The organism is Alitabrizicola rongguiensis (assembly GCF_021491355.1).
GTDB classification, from domain to species: domain Bacteria; phylum Pseudomonadota; class Alphaproteobacteria; order Rhodobacterales; family Rhodobacteraceae; genus Aliitabrizicola; species Aliitabrizicola rongguiensis.
Genome location: NZ_JAKENF010000001.1, coordinates 826,842 through 848,699, shown reverse-complemented (window position 1 = coordinate 848,699; position 21,858 = coordinate 826,842). Strand labels below are relative to the sequence as shown.

Annotated in this window: 17 protein-coding genes and 1 tRNA gene; 16 read left to right on the top strand and 2 right to left on the bottom strand. The window is 63.5% G+C overall.

Annotated features, from left to right (window positions below; all coding sequences use genetic code 11):
• Positions 1–2,322 (top strand): DNA topoisomerase IV subunit A, encoded by a 2,322-nt coding sequence (locus tag L0V05_RS04215; RefSeq protein WP_234868832.1) that lies wholly within the window; start codon positions 1–3, stop codon positions 2,320–2,322.
• 6 nt (positions 2,323–2,328) lie between these two features.
• Here the strand turns inward: L0V05_RS04215 and L0V05_RS04210 are convergent, their stop codons facing one another.
• Positions 2,329–3,222 (bottom strand): tellurite resistance TerB family protein, encoded by an 894-nt coding sequence (locus tag L0V05_RS04210; protein ID WP_234868831.1) that lies wholly within the window; start codon positions 3,220–3,222, stop codon positions 2,329–2,331.
• Positions 3,223–3,452: 230 nt separating this feature from the next.
• On the opposite strand from L0V05_RS04210, the gene L0V05_RS04205 reads away from it, so the two are divergent.
• The 3 genes from L0V05_RS04205 (at position 3,453) to L0V05_RS04195 (ending at position 6,355) form a co-directional block, all read left to right on the top strand.
• Complete coding sequence (locus L0V05_RS04205) at positions 3,453–4,238, top strand: hypothetical protein (RefSeq protein ID WP_234868830.1); 786 nt, start codon at positions 3,453–3,455, stop codon at positions 4,236–4,238.
• Between the two features lie 135 nt (positions 4,239–4,373).
• Positions 4,374–5,549, top strand: a complete 1,176-nt coding sequence (gene tuf, locus L0V05_RS04200; protein WP_234868811.1) for an elongation factor Tu — start codon at positions 4,374–4,376, stop codon at positions 5,547–5,549.
• Positions 5,550–5,710: 161 nt separating this feature from the next.
• A complete protein-coding gene (locus tag L0V05_RS04195) occupies positions 5,711–6,355 on the top strand; it encodes a CatB-related O-acetyltransferase (RefSeq protein WP_234868829.1) in 645 nt (214 codons plus the stop codon).
• Positions 6,356–6,363: 8 nt separating this feature from the next.
• On the opposite strand, the gene L0V05_RS04190 is transcribed toward L0V05_RS04195, so the two are convergent.
• A complete protein-coding gene (locus L0V05_RS04190) occupies positions 6,364–7,380 on the bottom strand; it encodes an NAD-dependent epimerase/dehydratase family protein (RefSeq protein WP_234868828.1) in 1,017 nt (338 codons plus the stop codon).
• A gap of 70 nt (positions 7,381–7,450) precedes the next feature.
• On the opposite strand from L0V05_RS04190, the gene L0V05_RS20615 reads away from it, so the two are divergent.
• The 12 genes from L0V05_RS20615 (at position 7,451) to L0V05_RS04130 (ending at position 21,854) form a co-directional block, all read left to right on the top strand.
• Positions 7,451–7,987, top strand: coding sequence for a TetR/AcrR family transcriptional regulator (locus tag L0V05_RS20615; protein WP_319937729.1), 537 nt, complete (start codon positions 7,451–7,453; stop codon positions 7,985–7,987).
• Between the two features lie 104 nt (positions 7,988–8,091).
• Positions 8,092–8,475, top strand: coding sequence for a GFA family protein (locus tag L0V05_RS04180; protein ID WP_234868827.1), 384 nt, complete (start codon positions 8,092–8,094; stop codon positions 8,473–8,475).
• A gap of 103 nt (positions 8,476–8,578) precedes the next feature.
• Positions 8,579–8,654 (top strand) — tRNA-Trp (locus L0V05_RS04175).
• A gap of 143 nt (positions 8,655–8,797) precedes the next feature.
• Complete coding sequence (gene secE, locus L0V05_RS04170) at positions 8,798–8,998, top strand: preprotein translocase subunit SecE (protein ID WP_234868826.1); 201 nt, start codon at positions 8,798–8,800, stop codon at positions 8,996–8,998.
• A gap of 176 nt (positions 8,999–9,174) precedes the next feature.
• Positions 9,175–9,708, top strand: coding sequence for a transcription termination/antitermination protein NusG (gene nusG, locus L0V05_RS04165; RefSeq protein WP_234868825.1), 534 nt, complete (start codon positions 9,175–9,177; stop codon positions 9,706–9,708).
• 105 nt (positions 9,709–9,813) lie between these two features.
• Positions 9,814–10,266 carry a 50S ribosomal protein L11 gene (rplK, locus tag L0V05_RS04160; protein WP_234868824.1) on the top strand — a complete coding sequence of 151 codons (453 nt, stop codon included), beginning with the start codon at positions 9,814–9,816 and terminating at the stop codon, positions 10,264–10,266.
• Between the two features lie 3 nt (positions 10,267–10,269).
• Positions 10,270–10,968: a 50S ribosomal protein L1 gene (gene rplA / locus L0V05_RS04155; RefSeq protein ID WP_234868823.1), complete on the top strand. Its 699-nt coding sequence runs from the start codon at positions 10,270–10,272 to the stop codon at positions 10,966–10,968.
• 233 nt (positions 10,969–11,201) lie between these two features.
• On the top strand, positions 11,202–11,717 hold the full coding sequence (gene rplJ, locus L0V05_RS04150) for a 50S ribosomal protein L10 (protein ID WP_234868822.1): 516 nt from the start codon (positions 11,202–11,204) through the stop codon (positions 11,715–11,717).
• 69 nt (positions 11,718–11,786) lie between these two features.
• Positions 11,787–12,167 (top strand): 50S ribosomal protein L7/L12, encoded by a 381-nt coding sequence (gene rplL, locus L0V05_RS04145; RefSeq protein ID WP_234868821.1) that lies wholly within the window; start codon positions 11,787–11,789, stop codon positions 12,165–12,167.
• Positions 12,168–12,413: 246 nt separating this feature from the next.
• Positions 12,414–16,547 carry a DNA-directed RNA polymerase subunit beta gene (gene rpoB / locus L0V05_RS04140; protein ID WP_234868820.1) on the top strand — a complete coding sequence of 1,378 codons (4,134 nt, stop codon included), beginning with the start codon at positions 12,414–12,416 and terminating at the stop codon, positions 16,545–16,547.
• Between the two features lie 85 nt (positions 16,548–16,632).
• Positions 16,633–20,877 (top strand): DNA-directed RNA polymerase subunit beta', encoded by a 4,245-nt coding sequence (gene rpoC / locus L0V05_RS04135; protein WP_234868819.1) that lies wholly within the window; start codon positions 16,633–16,635, stop codon positions 20,875–20,877.
• Between the two features lie 95 nt (positions 20,878–20,972).
• Positions 20,973–21,854: a DMT family transporter gene (locus L0V05_RS04130; protein WP_319937727.1), complete on the top strand. Its 882-nt coding sequence runs from the start codon at positions 20,973–20,975 to the stop codon at positions 21,852–21,854.
• The last annotated feature ends 4 nt before the right edge of the window (positions 21,855–21,858 follow it).

Genomic DNA, 21,858 nt, shown 5'->3' with positions numbered 1-21,858 from the left:
ATGGCCAAGACACCGGACAACCCCAACATAGAGCCCGATACGCCTGGCGGAGAGATGGTGTCCGAACCGCTCAGCCGTGCAATCGGTGAGCGCTACCTGACCTATGCGCTGTCCACGATCATGCATCGGGCGCTCCCGGATGCGCGTGATGGGCTGAAGCCCGTGCATCGCCGCATCCTGTTTGCCATGCGCGAGTTGCGGCTGTCTTCGACCGGTGGCTTCCGCAAGTCGGCCAAGATCTCGGGCGACGTGATGGGGAACTATCACCCGCACGGAGACGCCGCGATTTATGACGCGATGGCGCGCCTCGCGCAGGATTTCAACGTCCGCTACCCGTTGGTCGACGGGCAGGGAAACTTCGGAAACATCGACGGCGACAACCCTGCCGCCAGTCGCTACACCGAGGCCCGCCTGACCGCTGCAGCCGAGGCGCTGATGGAGGGGCTGGCCGAGAACGCGGTCGATTTCCGGCCCAACTACGACGGCACGCTCGAAGAGCCGGTGGTTATGCCGGCGGCCTTTCCGAACCTGCTTGCCAACGGGTCAAGCGGCATCGCCGTGGGCATGGCGACGAATATTCCGCCACATAACCTGCATGAGCTGATCGACGCCTGCCAGCTTCTGCTGAGATCGCCCGAGACCAGCGACGAAGAGATCGTCGCGCTGGTGCCGGGGCCCGATTTCCCGACGGGTGGCGTGATCGTCGAGCCGCGCGAGACGATTCTTGAGGCCTATCGCACCGGCCGCGGAGCCTTCCGGCTGCGCGCGAAGTGGGAGGTCGAAGATCTGGGGCGCGGCACTTGGCAGATCGTGGTCACCCAGATCCCCTATCAGGTGCAGAAGTCCAGGCTGATCGAGCGGCTCGCGGAACTCATCCAGACGAAGAAAGTGCCGGCGCTCGCCGACGTGCGCGACGAATCCGCCGAGGATGTCCGCATCGTTCTGGAACCCCGCGCCCGCACGGTGGACGCCGAGATGCTGATGGGGATGCTGTTTCGCAACTCCGATCTCGAGATCCGCTTCCCGCTCAACATGAACGTTCTGATCGACGGCAAGGTGCCGAAGGTCTGCTCGCTCAAGGAAGTGCTGCGCGCCTTCCTCGACCATCGTCGCGATGTCCTGCAGCGCCGGTCGCAGCACAGGCTGGACAAGATCGATCTTCGCCTCGAATTGCTCGAGGGCTTCCTGATCGCCTATCTGAACCTCGACCGCGTCATCGACATCATCCGTTACGACGTTGATCCCAAGCGCGCGCTGATGGCCGAGACCTGGGGCAAACCGCACAAGCGGGCAGTCTCGGACAAGGACTATGTGCCGCCGGACCTGTCGGCCGAGGGGGAGTTGACCGAGCCGCAGGCCGAGGCAATTCTTAACATGCGACTGAGGTCGTTGCGCCGCCTCGAAGAATTCGAGCTGAGGCGCGAATACGACGAGCTTTTGAAGGAGCGCGCTGATCTCGCCGACCTGCTCGAGCGGCCGAACCGCCAGTGGAAGCGGATCGGTGAGGAGCTGACCGCGATTCAGACCCAATTCGGCAAGGCCACGGCGCTTGGTGCCCGTCGATCCACCTTCGCCGAGGCCGGGGTGGTCGAGGATGTGCCGGTCGAGGCGATGATCGAGCGCGAGCCGATCACCGTCATCTGCTCCAAGATGGGGTGGATCCGTGCGATGAAGGGGCACCAGCCACTCGATGCCGAAGTGAAGTTCAAGGATGGCGACGAGGGGCGCCATATCCTCCATGCCGAAACCACCGACCGGATCATCATCGCCGGGTCGAACGGCCGGTTCTACACGCTTCTTGGGGCGAACCTGCCCGGCGGGCGCGGCATGGGCGAACCGGTGCGCCTGATGGTGGACCTGCCGAACGAGGCCGAGATTGTCGCACTCTTCGTCTGGCGCGGCGGCGAGAAGCTGATTGTAGCCTCCAGTGCCGGGGATGGTTTCCTCGTCGCTTCGGAAGAGGTCTTGGCCCAGACCCGCGCCGGCAAGGTTGTGATGAATCTTTCGGGCGATGCGCGGCTTTTGGTGTGCAAGCCGGCGCAGGGCGATCACGTGGCCGTCGTTGGCGAGAACCGCAAGGTTCTGGTCTTCCCCTTGGCCGATTTGCCCGAGATGGCACGTGGCAAGGGTGTCCGACTGCAGAAATACAAGGATGGCAGTCTGTCAGACGTGACGACCTTCATACTTGCGCAAGGGCTTGCCTGGAAGGATCCCGCCGGTCGGACCCGCACCGAGACCGAATTGGGCGAATGGATCGGTGCCCGCGCCAGCGCCGGGCGGATGGCACCGCGCGGCTTCCCGCGCGAGAACCGCTTCACCTGAGACGGTTCAGCCGTAAAGCGGCTGGACACTCAGCTTGGCGTGAATTGCGTTGACCGATTGCGGGTCGAGCCCAAGCCCCTGGGCAAGCTGGTGCAGGTATTGCGCCTCGTTCTGGTTGTCGAGCGTGATGGCCATGAGCGAGACGGCATAGACTTGGGGCGCCAGTACCTTGGGTACCTGCCGGGCCAGTCCCGCCACATCGATCGGCGCGGCAAGTTCCTGCTTGAGAAACTCGATGTCCGACGGGCTGGCATCGCCCAGCTTGTCGACGATCTTCTTCTTCTCGGTCTCGTCGATCCGGCCATCCGATTTTGCCGCCTGGATCATCGCCCGCAGCATCAGGCCTGCGACAGCCTCCTGGTCCCGGCTCGGTTGCTGATCGGGCTCGCCGCCGTTGCGCAGTGCCTGATTGAGCAGGTCGCCAAACCCGCCGCCGGATCCGCGTGTCGCCGCTGCCCCGCCCAGGGCCCCGGCCAATCCGCCCAGCAGATCCCCCAAGCCCCCACCCTGTGACAGCTGTCCGATGATGTCATCAAGACCGCCTCCTGCAGGGGCGGTCCGGCCTGCAGGCGCTGATCCTTTCGACAGCTCTTCCAGCAAACCGCCAAGCCCCCCTGAGGACGCACTGCCCGGCATCACCCTTCCGGATGTGCCGGAGGTGCCCGCGGATTTCTGGGCCGGCGTTCCGGCCAGCACGTCCGTCATGATGTTTTCAAGCCCGCCGGGCAGCCTTGCCCCATTGTCAGGCGAATGCGCTCCGCCAAATGGGTCAGCGCTTCCAGGCGCGCGCCGGGTGCTCTGCCCCGGCGTTCCGCCCTGCGCATTCTGGATCAGGCTGCCCACGCCTTTGGCGATCACGACGCCAACGGCAACCTTGGCCAAAGTGGAAACGAGGCTCATCGCAATCTCCTGTTGCTGAATTCAGGGCGGTTTGGTCGCCCGGCCAAAAGAGTGGTGGTCGTCCAACGAGACATGGCGGGAATCGCGCCGATGGCGAGATTAGCGCGGTTTGACGAAAGGCCCGCGCAAAATGTCTGTCTCGGCGGCGCTTCGCCCTTTGTTGGAGCGCCCGTTGCGCCGGCACGTCTGCCACGCTATCTCGGAGAACCTGAACCCAAAGGCGCGGCGTGATGTCACTGGCCACACTTCTCCGTTCGATGCTGCTGCTTGCCGGCCTGTCCGTGCTCGTGGCCTGTGGTCGCAATGACCTCGATGAGCCGCCGGTTGCGCTTGGCGATTTCAAGCTGGGCCTGAACATCGTCGTCGCCGACAACATGCAGAAGGTCCCGATCTCGCGTGATGCGACGGTCGATGAATGGGAAACCGGCATCAAGAAAGCCGTTCAGGATCGCTTCGGTCGGTATCAGGGCAACCGGTTCTACAATATCGGCATTGCCGTTGACGGATATGCGCTTGCCCCGCCCGGCATACCGGTTGTCGCTGCGCCCAAGTCGGTCGTCGTCGTGACGGCGAACATCTGGGACGACTCGACGCAAACACGCCTCAATGGCGAACCGAAGCAGTTCACCATTTTCGAGAACGTCGATCCGAACATGGTCATCGGCTCGGGACTGACAAAGACCAAGCGCCAGCAGCTTGATGCCTTGTCCTACAATGTCGCGAAGGCGCTGGAGAAATGGTTCCTTGAGAATCCCAACTGGTTTGCCAATCCGCCCGTGCCTGATCTGCGACCCGACGGATCAAAAGCCATGCCCGACACAGCAGAGACGCTGGCCCGCCAGCGGACAGAACGTGCGGCCGCAGCCCCCGCGGCTGCGGACATGGCGGCACAGGCTTCCGTGGGTGCTGTGACCACTGCGCCCCTTCCGGAGGCTGGCACATCGACGGGCTCATCGGCTGGTACGACGGCTGTCCGCCCGCCGGCCCGCCCCGCCGACCTCGCCACCGGGAACTGACGGACGTACGATCACAGCGTCGACAGCCCGCGCGCGCGGGGGCGCTTGATTTTCCCCCTTCCAATGGATAAGTGGCGCCCCGTGTAAATCCGTGGGGCCCGCCGGGCCCCCCCAATTCCGCGAGGCATGCCCCGAATGGCAAAGGCAAAGTTTGAACGGACGAAACCGCACGTCAACATCGGCACGATTGGCCACGTTGACCACGGCAAGACGACGCTGACGGCGGCGATCACGAAGTATTTCGGCGAGTTCCGCGCCTATGACCAGATCGACGGTGCGCCGGAAGAGCGGGCCCGCGGGATCACGATCTCGACCGCGCATGTGGAATACGAGTCGGACTCGCGCCACTATGCCCACGTCGACTGCCCCGGCCACGCCGACTACGTGAAGAACATGATCACCGGTGCGGCGCAGATGGACGGCGCGATCCTGGTGGTGTCGGCCGCCGACGGCCCGATGCCGCAGACCCGCGAGCACATCCTGCTCGGCCGCCAGGTGGGCATCCCCTACATGGTCGTGTTCATGAACAAGGTGGACCAGGTCGACGACCCGGAACTGCTGGAACTCGTCGAGATGGAGATCCGTGAGCTCCTGTCGTCCTACGACTATCCCGGCGACGATATCCCGATCATCAAGGGTTCGGCCCTGCACGCGATGAACGGCACGGAGAAGGCGATCGGCGAAGACGCGATCCGCGAACTGATCGCGGCGGTCGATGCTTATATCCCGACCCCGGCGCGCGCCGTTGACCAGCCGTTCCTGATGCCGGTCGAAGACGTGTTCTCGATCTCGGGCCGCGGCACCGTTGCCACCGGCCGGATCGAGCGCGGCGTCGTGAAGGTGGGCGAGGAACTGGAAATCGTCGGCATCCGTCCGTCGAAGAAGACGGTCTGCACCGGTGTCGAGATGTTCCGCAAGCTGCTTGACCAGGGCGAAGCGGGCGACAACGTCGGTCTGCTGCTGCGTGGCGTCGACCGTGACGGCATCGAGCGTGGCCAGGTTCTCTGCAAGCCGGGTTCGGTGAAGCCGCACACGAAGTTCGAGGCCGAAGCCTACATCCTGACGAAGGAAGAAGGCGGCCGTCACACCCCGTTCTTCGCGAACTACCGTCCGCAGTTCTACTTCCGGACGACGGACGTGACCGGGACGGTTCAGCTGCCGGAAGGCACCGAAATGGTGATGCCGGGCGACAACCTGAAGTTCAACGTCGAGCTGATCGCGCCGATCGCCATGGAAGAGAAGCTGCGCTTCGCCATCCGTGAAGGCGGCCGCACCGTCGGCGCCGGCGTCGTCTCCAAAATCATCGAGTAATCTTCCGGTCAGCTGGAAGATCGAGGCGCGCGGGGCAACCTGCGCGCCTTTTCCTTTTCAGCCAGACCGGGACCGCGTATAGAAGCACCGGAACCGATGGAGGCCGAAATGGTGATGTCCGCTCTCTGAACCCTGCAAAACGCAAGACAGAGGACATTCCCATGCCAGTCAGCTTCCTTGACGCAAGCAAGCGTCACCCGCTCGTCTTTCCGGACGGAACCGAACACCCCTGCATGGTTCACTTGAACCGGGTGATCGACCATCCGAACATCCGGATCGGCGACTTCACCTATGCCAATGATTTCGATCCGCCAGCCGACTGGGCCGCGCGGATTGCCCCCTATCTCTATCCGGGCGCGCCCGAGCGGCTTGTGATCGGCAAGTTCGGCCAGTTCGCGCATGGTGTGCGCTTCGTCACCGCAAGCGCGAACCACGATACGGAGGGCATTTCGACCTATCCTTTCGCGGTGTTCGACCCGTCGCAACTCGCCGCGTTCCGGGATCGTGTTCGGGACCGGCCAGATACCGTCATCGGCAACGATGTCTGGATCGGCCACGGCGCGCTGATCCTGCCAGGTGTCACGATCGGCAACGGGGCGATCATCGGGGCTGGTGCGGTGGTGGCGCGGGACGTTCCCGACTACGCGATCGTGGCGGGCAACCCGGCGCGCGTGATCCGTTACCGGTTCGACCCGGAGGTGATCGAGCGGCTCAACCGCATCGCCTGGTGGGACTGGCCGGTCGAACGGATCGCGTCAAAGGTGCCTGCACTGGTCTCGGATGACATCGACGCCTTGGAGCGCTGACCAGGCGGTCAGACCAGCTTCCTCTCGATCAGACTGTCGGCCATCGCGCCCAGAGTCTCTTCAAGGCTCCGCGGCGGGTGGCCGAGCAAGCGCAACGACCCCGAGGCGTCCAGCTTCGGGCAATAGCCGAGTTCCGGAACGTTCGAGCGCATGTCACCGTCGAACAGCGAATAGAGGCGGATGATCCAGTCCGGGGCGCGGAGCTTCGGCATCTTCCGGGCATAGTCCGGGCGGTGCCGGGCAAGGATCTGACCGACGTCATGGACCGAGCAGCTGTGGAAGGCCGCGATGTGCCGGTGACCCGCAGCCCGGGGGGCGGTAAGCGCCGCAACATGGATCCGCGCGAGGTCGCGGACATCCACGACATGAAAGTAGAGATCCGGGGCTACGGGGATCTGCCCGCGCAGAAAGCGCTGTATCACCGCGCCCGACGTGCCTGTGTCATCGTCGATCAGCGGCCCGAGGATCAGGCCGGGATTGATCACGGCCAGGCGATCCTCCTGCCCCTCGACCAGCGACCAGGCATGACGTTCTGCGAGGGTCTTGCTGACCCCATAGGCGCTGAGTTTCGGTGAGGCTGGGTCGGCCCAGTCATCGGGACCCAGCCGCGGAGGGCCGTTCCGCCCGCGTCCATAGGCGATTGCCACGGTTGAGGAGGTGAGCACGATCCGCTCGACACCGGCGGACAGGCCCGCCCGCATGGCACGGCCGGTGCCATCCACGGCGGGGCGGATCAGCACCTGTGGGTCCTTCGGCATGGTCGTGACGAACGGCGACGCCGAATGCATCACGAAGCGTGCGCCCTCGGTCGCCGCCGACCAGCCCTCGTCGCGTGTCAGGTCAAGCGTCACGAAATCCAGCCGATCCACGTCGGCGCCGGCAGCGGCAAGTGCAGCTCTTGTGGCTCGGGCCCGGTCCGGATTGCGCAGGCTGCCGCGCACATGATAGCCCGACCTCAGCAATTCCAGTGCAAGATGGCCGCCGAGGAAGCCCGTGATGCCTGTCAGAAGTACCGTGTCCGTCATGGCGCCGCCCTTGTGTAATGAACGAAATGAACAATAATCGTTCAAATAGTAAATTCAAGTGGGGGAGCGCGTGACCGCCACCGACAAGTCGCTGCGCATTCTGGAGGCCGCGAAGGACCTGTTCCTTCAGAACGGCCTGCGCGGGACATCGATGGAGGCCATCGCGCGGAAGGCCGGCGTCGCCAAGCCCACGCTTTACGCCCGCTTCCCCGACAAGGAGGCCGTGTTCGTCGCGCTCGGGACCGCGATCATGGGCGACTACCGCCGTGCCTTCGCCGAAGCCCTGGCTGGTCCGGGTTCCGCCGCCGAACGGCTGATCGCAGCGATCGGCGCAAAGTACGACTCGATTGACCGGTTGCTCGGGCAATCACCGCATGGGCCCGAACTGATGGCTGAGCACATGCGTCTGAACCGCACGGTGTTCGATGACCTCAGGGCCTGGGTCAACGAGCAGACCGCCGCAGTTCTTCAGGCGGAAGGCGTACCGGACGCCGCCGAACGGGCGCGCGTGATCCTGGCCGCCGTCGATGGGCTTAAGGTCGAGTTTCCTTCGACGGCCGACGTTGCGAGGCTGACTCGTTTCGTTGTGGACCGGCTGGCGCGTTGATCCAAGTCACGGCTCTGGGACACGGCTCTGGGCGGGTCTTTTCTTTTTCTCCCATGCTCCCATGTCTGACGAACGATCAGGGCGTTCAGGGTACGGAGGTGTCGATGCAACTGACTGGCGGCTGTCTGTGCGGAAGCATTCGCTTCACGGCGATCGGTCCGCCGGGCCATCCGCATAGCTGTTCCTGCCACATGTGCCAGCGCCATTCGGGCGCACCGGCGATGGTCTGGGTGACCTATCCGAAGGAAGCGGTTCTCTGGAACGGGGCAGGTGGTGAGCCGACGCTCTGGCGGTCGTCCGAGAAGAGTTCTCGCGCATTCTGCCCGCAATGCGGTTCGACCCTTGGCGCGGTTGACGACGGACCCACAATCGGGCTGGTGACCGGATCCTTCGACCGCCCGAACCTCAAGGTGCTGGCTCCGGTTTCGCACAGCTATCGCGGGTCACGGCCGCGCTGGTGGTCCTGCCTCTTCGATCAGACGGCGTGATTGGCGCGACCAAGCGTCGTCCTTCCCTGCGCTCCCGACGGTCCTGTAGCCAGAAGCCCTCTTGATTTCCCCGGCTGCGTGCCGTAGCACCCGGGCCGGACGTAGGGGTATAGCTCAGCTGGTAGAGCGACGGTCTCCAAAACCGTAGGTCGCGGGTTCGAGCCCTGCTGCCCCTGCCAAGTCCCTTCCAGCAACGCGGAGCTCTCTTTCTCGGATTGGGACGCCCGGGTCTTTGCTGACGGGCGTCATATGCGCCCTCGGCGCTTGAAATTCAGGGCACGACCGCGTATCTCGCGCCGGACACTTCCACAGGACACCCCCGATGGCCACCAAGGCAAACCCCGTCCAGTTCATCCAGCAGGTCCGGTCTGAGGTCGCAAAGATCGTCTGGCCGTCGCGCCGTGAGGTGACGCTGACGACGATCATGGTCTTCATCATGGCGGCGCTGACTGCGACCTTCTTCTTTCTGGTCGACAGCCTCATCCGCTTCGGCCTGACCCATCTCCTGACGATGTTCAGCTAAGCCCGTTTGGGCTTGAATTCCTGCGGTCCAGACGTTAGGGAACGCCAGATCAAAGGAAACCGGCGCGCATCGATTCGTCTTGCGCGCTGTTTTTTGTTCCGGGCATGGCGGTTAAACCGCTTGAAGATAAAAGAACTTCCGGGGGAAGCCCCTCGGGTGGCAGAGGTGACTGAGGCATGGCCAAGCGGTGGTATTCGGTGAGCGTCCTCTCGAATTTCGAGAAGAAGATCGCCGAGCAGATCAAGCAGGCCGTCGCCGATGCGGGGCTTGAGGACGAGATCGACGAAGTTCTCGTGCCGACTGAAGAGGTGATCGAGGTCCGCCGCGGCAAGAAGGTGACGTCCGAGCGGCGCTTCATGCCGGGCTACGTGCTCGTGCGGATGGAGATGTCGAACCGCGGCTATCACCTGATTTCGTCGATCAACCGGGTAACCGGGTTCCTTGGCCCTCAAGGCAAGCCGATGCCGATGCGCGACGCCGAGGTGAACGCGATCCTGAACCGTGTCGAGGAAGGCGAGGTTGCGCCGCGCAACCTGATCCACTTCGAGATCGGCGAGAAGGTCAAGGTGGCCGACGGCCCGTTCGAAGGCTTCGACGGCATGGTCGAGGAAGTGGACGAGGCGCACAGCCGCCTGAAGGTGTCGGTGTCGATCTTCGGCCGCCCGACTCCGGTCGAACTGGAATTCACGCAGGTTCAGAAAAGCGCCTGACGTGCATCGCGTGGGAGGCAAGCGCGCCGGGGCCTGATCCCGGGGTGACGAGCCGGACCACTAAATTGTCCCCCGCGCGGGGATGGTGAGAAGAGGAGAGGCCAGATGGCCAAGAAGATTATTGGGCAGCTCAAGCTGCAAGTGAAGGCGGGGCAAGCCAACCCGTCCCCGCCCGTCGGCCCGGCACTGGGTCAGCGCGGCCTGAACATCATGGCCTTCGTGAAGGAATTCAACGCGAAGTCCGCCGATCTGGAGCCGGGTTCGCCGACTCCGGTGATCATCACCTATTATCAGGACAAGTCGTTCAGCCTCGAGCTGAAGACGGCGCCTGCATCTTACTACCTGAAAAAGGCCGCTGGCCTGAAGCCGGTCGGCAAGCGCAACCGTCCGAAGGGTTCGTCGAAGCCGGGCCGCGAAGTGGCTGGCACCGTGACGGTCGCCCAAGTGCGCCAGATCGCCGAAGCCAAGATGAAGGACCTGAATGCCAACTCCGTGGAAGCTGCGATGCAGATCATCCTCGGCTCGGCCAAGTCCTGCGGTATCGAGGTGAAGGGGTAAGTCATGGCCAAGCTCGCAAAACGCATCGCCAAGGCTGAAGAAGCCTTCGCCGGCAAATCGAACCTCTCGGTCGAAGATGCCGTGAAACTGGTGAAATCCGCAGCCTCGGCGAAATTCGACGAGACGCTGGAAATCGCGATGAACCTGGGCGTTGACCCGCGTCACGCAGACCAGATGGTCCGCGGCGTGGTGACCCTGCCGAACGGCACCGGCAAGACCGTGCGCGTGGCGGTGTTCGCCCGTGGTGCGAAGGCGGACGAGGCGAAAGCCGCAGGCGCCGACATCGTGGGCGCCGAAGACCTGATGGAGACCATCCAGTCGGGCAAGATCGAGTTCGACCGTTGCATCGCGACGCCGGACCTGATGCCGCTGGTCGGCCGTCTGGGCAAGATCCTCGGCCCGCGCAACCTGATGCCGAACCCCAAGGTCGGCACGGTGACGATGGACGTGAAAGCGGCTGTCGAAGCTGCCAAGGGCGGTGAAGTGCAGTTCAAGGTCGAGAAGGCCGGCGTCATCCATGCCGGTATCGGCAAGGTGTCGTTCGACGCCGAGAAGCTCGCCCAGAATGTCCGCGCCTTCGTCGATGCGGTCAGCCGCGCGAAGCCGTCGGGAGCCAAGGGCACCTATCTCAAGAAGGTGTCGCTGTCCTCGACCATGGGCCCGGGCGTGAGCGTCGATCTGACGTCGGCAGCGTCGCACTAAGAATTCCCAACCCGCAAGGGAAGGGATGGCGGGGCGGAAACGCCCCGTCCTGTCCGAGACGGTGGGTGGGGTTCGCCCCTTAATGTCCTGCCTGAGATGGGTGAACGAGACGGAATGAACGGGGCGCATGCCTCGGGTGATCCTGGCCTCGGGACCTCTGATCGGACCCGAACGCCTCCGTTCGCGGGGGCAAACATGAGCCGGGGGGAAACCCCCACACTTGGAGTGAAACTGTGGATAGAGCCCAGAAAGAGAAAGTGGTCGAGGAACTCGGCCAGATCTTCGAAAGCTCTGGCGTCGTGGTGGTTGCCCACTACGAAGGCATGACGGTTGCACAGATGCAGGACCTGCGGGCGGAGATGCGTGCCGTCGGTGGGTCTGTTCGCGTTGCCAAGAACAAGCTCGCCAAGATCGCCCTTGAAGGCAAACCCGGCGCAAGCATGGGTGACCTGCTGAAAGGGATGACCGTATTCGCCTATTCCGAGGATCCTGTCGCTGCGGCGAAGGTCACGGATGCCTATGCCAAGAAGAACGACAAGTTCGTGATCCTTGGCGGCGCCATGGGCAATGCGGTCCTTGATCCGGCCGGTGTGAAGGCTGTCGCTTCGATGCCGTCGCGTGAAGAGCTCATCGCTCAGATCGTGTCGATGCTCGGTGCGCCCGCGTCCGCCATCGCCGGTGCGATCGGCGCGCCTGCTTCGAACATCGCGGGCATCCTCAAGACGATCGAGGAAAAGGCTGCAGCCTGAGCAATGCGAATGCCGTCGTGGGGTTGATGCCCCGACGTTGGAACCCATCTTTACAGAACGGAAACTGAAATGGCTGATCTGAACAAACTCGCCGAAGAAATCGTGGGTCTGACCCTCCTTCAGGCGCAAGAGCTGAAAACGATCCTCAAGGACAAGTATGGCATCGAGCCCGCCGCTGGCGGCGCCGTGATGGTTGCTGGTCCGGCTGCTGGCGCTGCGCCGGCTGCTGCCGAGGAAGAGAAGACCGAGTTCGACGTCGTCCTGACCGACGCCGGCGCGAACAAGATCAACGTGATCAAGGAAGTCCGCACGATCACCGGCCTGGGCCTGAAAGAAGCCAAGGACCTGGTGGAAGCCGGCGGCAAGGTGAAGGAAGCGGTTTCCAAAGCCGACGCCGAAGCCATGAAGAAAAAGCTTGAAGAGGCTGGCGCCAAGGTCGAGCTGAAGTAATCTCACAGGATGCCCCTGGCATCGTGACGATTTCGATCTGGCTGGGTCCGAAGGAATTCGGGCCCAGCCGAACCCGTCTTGAAGGGGCCTTGGATGGCCGAGACTCCTTCTAGGCGTGGTTCAAGGTTCGGGAGCCCTCCGGTGGGACGGCGGGCATGAATGGAACCTGACCCCCTGTTTCGCATGCGGCGCGCAATCGTGACCCCGACGTTTGCCTGCCCGCGAAAACGAAAGGTGACGACGAGCATGGCTCAGAGCTACGTTGGCCAAAAGCGTATCCGCCGGTACTATGGCAAAATCCGCGAAGTCCTCGAGATGCCGAACCTCATCGAGGTTCAGAAATCCTCATATGACCTGTTCCTCAAGTCCGGCGACGGAGAGAAGCCGGCCGACGGCGAGGGTATCCAGGGCGTCTTCCAGTCGGTTTTCCCGATCAAGGACTTCAACGAGAATGCCGTCCTCGAATTCGTGAAATACGAACTCGAGAAGCCGAAGTATGACGTCGACGAGTGCCAGAACCGCGACATGACCTATGCGGCGCCGCTGAAGGTAACGCTGCGTCTGATCGTGTTCGATGTCGACGAGACGACGGGTGCACGCTCGGTCAAGGACATCAAGGAACAGGACGTCTACATGGGCGACATGCCCCTGATGACCTCCAACGGTACGTTCATCGTGAACGGCACCGAGCGCGTCATCGTGAGCCAGATGCACCGCTCGCCCGGCGTGTTCTTCGACCATGACAAGGGCAAGACCCATTCGTCGGGCAAGCTTCTGTTCGCCTGCCGGATCATTCCCTATCGCGGGTCGTGGCTGGACTTCGAGTTCGACGCCAAGGACATCGTCTTTGCCCGCATCGACCGCCGCCGCAAGCTGCCGGTGACGACCCTGCTCTATGCCCTCGGCATGGATCAGGAAGGCATCATGGATGCCTACTACGAGACCGTCATGTACAAGCACGTGAAGAACAAGGGCTGGGTGACCAAGTTCTTCCCGAGCCGCGTCAGCGGCACGCGTCCCTCCTTCGACCTTGTCGATGCAGCCACCGGCGAGGTGATCTGCAAGGCCGGCGACAAGATGACGCCGCGCATGGTCAAGAAGCTCAAGGACGAGGGCAAGGTTACGGAACTCCTGGTTCCGTTCGACCAGATCGTCGGTCGCTATGTGGCGAAGGACATAATCAACGAGGAAACCGGCGAGATCTGGGTCGAAGCCGGCGACGAGCTGACGATGGAATACGACCGCGACGGCGAAGTGAAGGGCGGTACGCTCAAGCTTCTGCTCGACCAGGGCATCACGGACATCCCGGTGCTCGACATCGACAACGTCAACGTCGGCCCCTACATCCGCAACACCATGGCGGTGGACAAGAACATGGGCCGCGAAACCGCGCTCATGGACATCTACCGCGTCATGCGTCCGGGTGAACCGCCGACCGTGGAAGCGGCCTCGGCGCTGTTCGACACGCTGTTCTTCGACAGTGAGCGTTACGACCTGTCGGCCGTGGGCCGCGTGAAGATGAACATGCGCCTCGACCTGCACAAGCCGGACACGCAGCGCACGCTGGACCGCGAGGATATCATCGCCTGCATCAAGGCGCTGTGCGAACTGCGCGACGGCAAGGGCGAGATCGACGATATCGACCACCTCGGCAACCGCCGGGTGCGCTCGGTCGGCGAACTGATGGAGAACCAGTACCGCGTCGGCCTGTTGCGGATGGAACGCGCGATCAAGGAACGGATGTCGTCGGTCGAGATCGACACGATCATGCCGCAGGACCTGATCAACGCGAAGCCGGCTGCGGCTGCGGTGCGCGAATTCTTCGGCTCCTCGCAGCTGTCGCAGTTCATGGACCAGACCAACCCGCTGTCGGAAGTCACGCACAAGCGGCGTCTGTCGGCCCTCGGGCCGGGCGGTCTGACCCGCGAGCGTGCGGGCTTCGAGGTGCGCGACGTTCACCCGACCCACTATGGCCGGATGTGCCCGATCGAAACGCCGGAAGGCCAGAACATCGGCCTCATCAACTCGCTGGCGACCTATGCCCGCGTGAACAAGTACGGCTTCATCGAGACCCCGTATCGCAAGGTCATCGACGGCAAGGTCACGGATGACGTGATCTACATGTCGGCGACCGAAGAGATGCGGCACACGGTGGCGCAGGCGAACGCGGCTCAGAACACCGCGGGCCAATTCACCGACGACCTGATCTCCAGCCGCAAGGCGGGCGAGTTCATGCTGAACCCGCCGGATGCGATCGACCTGATCGACGTGTCGCCGAAGCAGCTTGTGTCGGTCGCGGCCTCGCTCATCCCGTTCCTCGAGAATGACGACGCCAACCGCGCGCTTATGGGTTCGAACATGCAGCGTCAGGCGGTTCCGCTGCTGCAATCCGACGCGCCCTTCGTGGGCACTGGGATCGAGGCCGTCGTCGCGCGTGATTCCGGGGCGGCCATCATGGCGCGTCGGGCCGGCGTGATCGACCAGGTCGACGCGACCCGTATCGTCGTGCGCGCCACAGAGATGCTGGAGCCGGGCGAGCCGGGCGTGGACATCTATCGTCTGCGCAAGTTCAAGCGCTCGAACCAGTCGTCCTGTATCAACCAGCGCCCGCTGGTGAAGGTGGGTGACGTGGTGGTGCGCGGCGAAGTGGTGGCCGACGGTCCCTGCACCGACATGGGCGAACTGGCCCTTGGCCGGAACGTGGTCGTCGCCTTCATGCCGTGGAACGGCTACAACTACGAAGACTCGATCCTGATTTCCGAGCGTATCCTCAAGGACGACGTGTTCACCTCGATTCACATCGAGGAATACGAAGTCGCAGCGCGCGACACGAAACTGGGGCCGGAAGAGATCACCCGCGATATCCCGAACGTCGGCGAGGAAGCCCTGCGCAACCTCGACGAAGCCGGGATCGTCTATATCGGCGCCGAAGTGCAGCCGGGCGACATCCTCGTGGGCAAGATCACGCCCAAAGGCGAAAGCCCGATGACGCCGGAGGAAAAACTGCTCCGGGCGATCTTCGGCGAAAAGGCGTCGGACGTGCGGGACACCTCGCTGCGCCTGCCGCCGGGTGCGTATGGCACGATCGTGGAAGTGCGTGTGTTCAACCGTCACGGTGTGGACAAGGACGAACGCGCCCTCCAGATCGAGCGCGAGGAAGTCGAACGTCTGGCCCGTGACCGGGACGACGAGCTCGCGATCCTCGAGCGCAACATCTACGCGCGCCTGAAGTCGCTCATCATGGGCAAGACCGCCGTCAAGGGTCCGAAGGGCATCAAGTCCGGTTCGACCATCGACGAGGAACTTCTGTCCACGCTGAGCCGTGGCCAGTGGTGGCAGCTTGCCCTTGGCGAAGAGGCCGATGCGAAGGAAGTCGAGGCCCTTCACGACCAGTACGAAGCGCAGAAACGCGCTCTCGACCACCGCTTCGACGACAAGGTCGAGAAGGTGCGTCGGGGCGACGATCTGCCTCCGGGCGTGATGAAGATGGTCAAGGTGTTCGTCGCGGTGAAGCGTAAGCTGCAGCCGGGCGACAAGATGGCCGGGCGTCACGGCAACAAGGGCGTCATCTCGAAAGTGGTGCCGGTCGAGGACATGCCGTTCCTCGCCGATGGTACTGCCGTCGACCTCGTTCTGAACCCGCTCGGCGTGCCGTCGCGGATGAACGTGGGCCAGATCCTCGAGACGCATATGGGCTGGGCCGCGCGCGGTCTGGGCCTGCAGATCGACGAGGCGCTGCGCGAATACCGCCGGTCGGGCGACCTGACCCCGGTGCGCGAGGCGATGCGTCTGGCCTACGGCGACGAGACCTATGAGGCCGCCTTCGCCGACCGCGAGGAGGATGACCTTCTCGAACTCGCCGGCAACGTCACCCGTGGCGTTCCGATCGCGACCCCGGTATTCGACGGCGCCAAGGAGTCGGACGTGAACGATGCGCTGAAACGGGCCGGTTTCGACCAGTCCGGTCAGTCGGTGGTCTTCGACGGCCGTACCGGCGAGCAATTCGCGCGCAAGGTCACGGTCGGCGTGAAGTACATGCTGAAACTTCACCACCTGGTGGACGACAAACTGCACGCACGTTCGACCGGCCCGTACTCGCTCGTCACCCAGCAGCCGCTCGGTGGCAAGGCGCAGTTCGGTGGCCAGCGTCTCGGCGAGATGGAGGTCTGGGCTCTGGAAGCCTACGGCGCCGCCTACACCCTGCAGGAAATGCTGACGGTGAAATCGGACGACGTGGCAGGCCGGACCAAGGTCTATGAGTCGATCGTCAAGGGCGAGGACAATTTCGAAGCCGGCGTGCCGGAATCGTTCAACGTGCTCGTCAAGGAAGTGCGGGGCCTCGGCCTCAACATGGAACTCCTGGATGCGGATGAGGAGTGACCGGATGGCGGGCTGACGCCCGCCCTACGGACCTTCGGTCGGGCGGAAACGCCCGGTCCATTCGCCCCGATTCAAGGATTTGAAGATGAACCAGGAACTCACGACCAACCCGTTCAATCCGGTCGCGCCGGTGAAGACCTTCGACGAGATCAAGATCTCTCTGGCCAGCCCGGAGCGGATCCTCTCGTGGTCCTACGGCGAGATCAAGAAGCCCGAAACGATCAACTACCGCACCTTCAAGCCGGAGCGGGACGGGCTGTTCTGCGCCCGGATCTTCGGGCCGATCAAGGACTACGAGTGCCTTTGCGGCAAATACAAGCGCATGAAGTATCGCGGCGTTGTCTGCGAGAAATGCGGTGTCGAAGTGACGCTCCAGAAGGTGCGCCGCGAGCGGATGGGCCATATCGAGCTCGCCGCGCCGGTTGCGCATATCTGGTTCCTGAAGTCGCTGCCATCGCGCATCGGCCTGATGCTCGACATGACGCTTCGTGACCTCGAGCGCATCCTCTACTTCGAAAACTACGTTGTCATCGAGCCGGGTCTGACCGACCTGACCTATGGCCAGCTGATGACCGAGGAAGAGTTCCTCGACGCGCAAGACCAGTATGGCGCCGACGCATTCACCGCGAACATCGGTGCGGAAGCGATCCGCGAGATGCTGGCGGCGATCGACCTTGAGTCGACTGCGGAACAGCTGCGCGAAGAGCTGAAGGAAGCCACCGGCGAACTGAAGCCGAAGAAGATCATCAAGCGCCTGAAGATCGTCGAGTCGTTCCTCGAGTCGGGCAACCGTCCCGAGTGGATGATCCTGACGGTGCTGCCGGTCATCCCCCCGGAACTGCGCCCGCTGGTTCCGCTGGATGGCGGCCGCTTCGCCACGTCCGACCTGAACGACCTGTATCGCCGGGTCATCAACCGCAACAACCGCCTGAAGCGTCTGATCGAGCTTCGTGCGCCGGATATCATCGTGCGCAACGAAAAGCGGATGCTGCAGGAAGCGGTCGATGCACTGTTCGACAACGGCCGTCGCGGCCGGGTCATCACGGGCACCAACAAGCGCCCGCTGAAATCGCTGTCCGACATGCTCAAGGGCAAGCAGGGCCGGTTCCGCCAGAACCTGCTCGGCAAGCGCGTGGACTTCTCGGGCCGTTCGGTCATCGTGACTGGCCCGGAACTGAAGCTGCACCAGTGCGGTCTGCCGAAGAAGATGGCGCTCGAGCTGTTCAAGCCGTTCATCTATTCGCGGCTTGAGGCGAAGGGCCTGTCCTCGACCGTCAAGCAGGCGAAGAAGCTGGTCGAAAAGGAACGTCCCGAGGTCTGGGATATCCTGGACGAGGTCATCCGCGAGCACCCGGTTCTGCTGAACCGTGCGCCGACGCTGCACCGTCTGGGGATCCAGGCCTTCGAGCCGATCCTGATCGAAGGCAAGGCGATCCAGCTGCACCCGCTCGTCTGTTCGGCGTTCAACGCCGACTTCGACGGCGACCAGATGGCCGTACACGTTCCGCTGTCGCTGGAAGCGCAGCTGGAAGCGCGCGTGCTGATGATGTCGACCAACAACGTGCTGTCGCCCGCCAACGGCGCGCCGATCATCGTGCCGTCGCAGGACATGGTGCTAGGGCTCTATTACACGACGATGGAGCGCAAGGGCATGGTCGGCGAGGGGATGATGTTCGCCTCGATCGAAGAGGTCGAACATGCGCTCGCCGCCGGTGCCGTGCATCTGCATGCCCGCATCATCGCGCGGATCAAGCAGATCGACGACGAAGGCAACGAAGTCTGGAAGCGCTATGAGACCACGCCGGGCCGCCTGCGGCTTGGCAACCTCCTGCCGCTGAACGCCAAGGCGCCGTTCGAGCTGGTTAACCGGCTCCTTCGGAAGAAGGACGTGCAGAACGTCATCGACACCGTTTACCGCTACTGCGGCCAGAAAGAGTCGGTGATCTTCTGTGACCAGATCATGGGTCTGGGCTTCCGCGAGGCCTTCAGGGCCGGCATCTCGTTCGGCAAGGACGACATGCTCATCCCCGACACCAAGTGGACGATCGTCAACGGCGTCCGCGACCAGGTGAAGGAGTTCGAGCAGCAGTACATGGACGGCCTGATCACCCAGGGCGAAAAGTACAACAAGGTCGTCGATGCCTGGTCGAAATGCTCGGATGCCGTCGCGGCCGAGATGATGAAGGAAATCTCGGCGGTCCGCTTCGATGACGTGGGCGCCGAAAAGGAGCCGAACTCGGTCTACATGATGTCGCACTCCGGTGCGCGGGGTTCGCCTGCCCAGATGAAGCAGCTTGGCGGGATGCGCGGCCTGATGGCTAAGCCGTCGGGCGAGATCATCGAGACGCCGATCATCTCGAACTTCAAGGAAGGTCTGACCGTGCTCGAGTACTTCAACTCGACCCACGGCGCCCGGAAGGGTCTGGCGGACACGGCGCTCAAGACGGCGAACTCGGGTTACCTGACCCGCCGTCTGGTCGACGTGGCGCAGGACTGCATCGTGCGGAGCATCGATTGCGGCACCGAGCGGTCGATCACGGCGGAAGCCGCGGTGAACGACGGCGAGGTCGTGTCGTCGCTCTCCGAGCGGGTTCTGGGTCGCGTCGCGGCCGAGGACATCCTCGTGCCGGGCACCGATGAGGTGATCGTCAGCCGCAACGAGCTGATCGACGAACGCAAGGCGGACCTGATCGGTCTGCACGCCGTCCAGTCGGCCCGCATCCGCAGCCCGCTGACCTGCGACGCCGAGGAAGGCGTCTGCGCGATGTGCTATGGCCGTGACCTGGCCCGTGGCACGATGGTGAACGTCGGCGAGGCCGTCGGCATCATCGCGGCGCAGTCGATCGGCGAGCCGGGCACACAGCTGACGATGCGGACCTTCCACATCGGCGGTATCGCCCAGGGTGGCCAGCAGTCGTTCCTCGAAGCCAGCCAAGAGGGCAAGATCGAGTTCCGCAACCCGAACCTTCTGTCCAACGCCGCAGGCGAGCAGATCGTGATGGGCCGGAACATGTCGATCGCCATCATCGACGAGAACGGCGGCGAACGGGCCGTCCACAAGGTCGGTTACGGTGCCAAGGTCCATGTGAAGGACGGCCAGGCCGTGAAGCGCGGCACCAAGCTGTTCGAATGGGACCCCTACACCCTGCCGATCATCGCCGAAAAGGGCGGCGTGGCGCGCTTTGTCGACCTGATCTCGGGCATCTCGGTGCGCGAAGAGACGGACGAAGCCACCGGCATGACGCAGAAGATCGTCTCCGACTGGCGGTCAGCGCCGAAAGGCAACGACCTGAAGCCGGAAGTGATCATCATGAACCCGGAAACGGGCGAGCCGGTGCGCAACGAGGCGGGCAACCCGATCACCTACCCGATGTCGGTCGACGCGATCCTGTCGGTCGAAGACGGTCAAGAGGTGAAGCCGGGCGACGTCGTGGCGCGTATCCCGCGCGAAGGCGCCAAGACCAAGGACATCACCGGGGGTCTTCCCCGCGTGGCGGAACTGTTCGAAGCCCGTCGTCCGAAGGACCACGCCATCATCGCGGAAGCAGATGGCTATGTGCGCTTCGGCAAGGACTACAAGAACAAGCGCCGCATCACCATCGAGCCGGTCGACGAGACCGTTCACCCGATGGAGTACATGGTGCCCAAGGGCAAGCATATCCCGGTGCAGGAAGGCGACTTCGTGCAGAAGGGTGACTACATCATGGACGGCAACCCGGCTCCGCACGACATCCTGCGGATCATGGGGGTCGAGGCGCTTGCCAACTACATGATCGACGAAGTGCAGGACGTCTATCGCCTGCAAGGCGTGAAGATCAACGACAAGCACATCGAGGTGATCGTTCGTCAAATGCTGCAGAAGTGGGAGATCCTCGATAGCGGGGAGACCACGCTTCTTAAGGGCGAACATGTCGACAAGGCGGAGCTGGACGAGGTGAACGAGAAGGCCATCGCGCATGGCCTGCGTCCGGCCTCGGGCGAGCCGATCCTGCTCGGCATTACCAAGGCGAGCCTGCAGACCCGCAGCTTCATCTCGGCCGCGTCGTTCCAGGAAACGACCCGCGTGCTGACCGAGGCGGCGGTTCAAGGCAAGCGCGACAAGCTTGTCGGCCTGAAGGAGAACGTCATCGTCGGCCGCCTGATCCCAGCCGGGACCGGCGGTGCCACGACCCGGGTGAAGAAGATCGCCGCGGATCGCGACATGACGGTGATCGAGGCGCGCCGGTCTGAGGCGGAAATCGCCGCGGCGCTGGCTGCCCCGATTGACGACGTCTTCGACTCGGGCCGCGAAAGTGATCTGGTCGACACGATCGAAAGCCGCGACGAGTAAGTCCCGGCCCGACAAATAGGCCCCCGCACCTGCTGGTGCGGGGGCCTTTCTTATTGGAGCCCGGCCCTTCGCCGGAGAGCGGTGCTGCCTTGGCGATGTCCCATAACCTGCGTGGCGCGATCTACATGAACATCGCGATGGCCGCGTTCACGTTGAACGACACCGGGATGAAGGCCGTTACCCAAACCTTGCCGCTGTTCGAGGCGATCACTCTGCGCGGCGCTTCCACGTCGCTGCTGCTGTTCCTGCTTGGGCTCGCCCTGGGGGGACTGCGGCTTCGCCTGCCGCGGCGCGATGCCGGACTTCTGGGTATCCGCACCCTGGCCGAGATTGTGGCGACGGTCGCTTTCCTTGGCGCGCTCGTCCACATGCCGCTCGCCAACCTGTCGGCCATCATGCAGTTCACGCCGTTGGCTGTCACTCTGGCGGCCGCGCTGCTGTTCCGCGAAAGCATCGGCTGGAGACGATTGACCGCCATCGGCATCGGCTTTCTTGGCGTGTTGCTCGTCATTCGTCCCGGCGCGCAGGGCTTCGATGTCTGGGCGTTGGTCGGGGTGGCCTCCGTGCTGTGTGTGGTCGTGCGCGATCTGTCGACCCGAAAGTTTGGACTGGGCGTGCCGACAATCACCGTTGCCTTGACTGCCGCCCTCGGTGTCATGGCGCTCGGTCTTGCCGGGGTGGCAATCCAGGGGTGGAGGGGGCCAGAGCCGCGGGACCTCCTCATCGTGTTCGGATCGTCGGTCGCACTTGTCGCCGGCTATCTGAGCGGGGTGCAGGCGATGCGGGCGGGGGACATCGGTTTCATCGCACCATTCCGCTATACGTCGCTCCTTTGGGCGATCGCGCTTGGGTGGCTCGTGTTCGGCACCCTGCCCGATGTCCTGACAATGGCCGGTGCGTCTGTTGTCATCGCGACGGGCCTGTTCACCCTTCTGCGCGAGCGAAAACTGGCGCAAGATGCCACAAAATCGGCATAGGGGT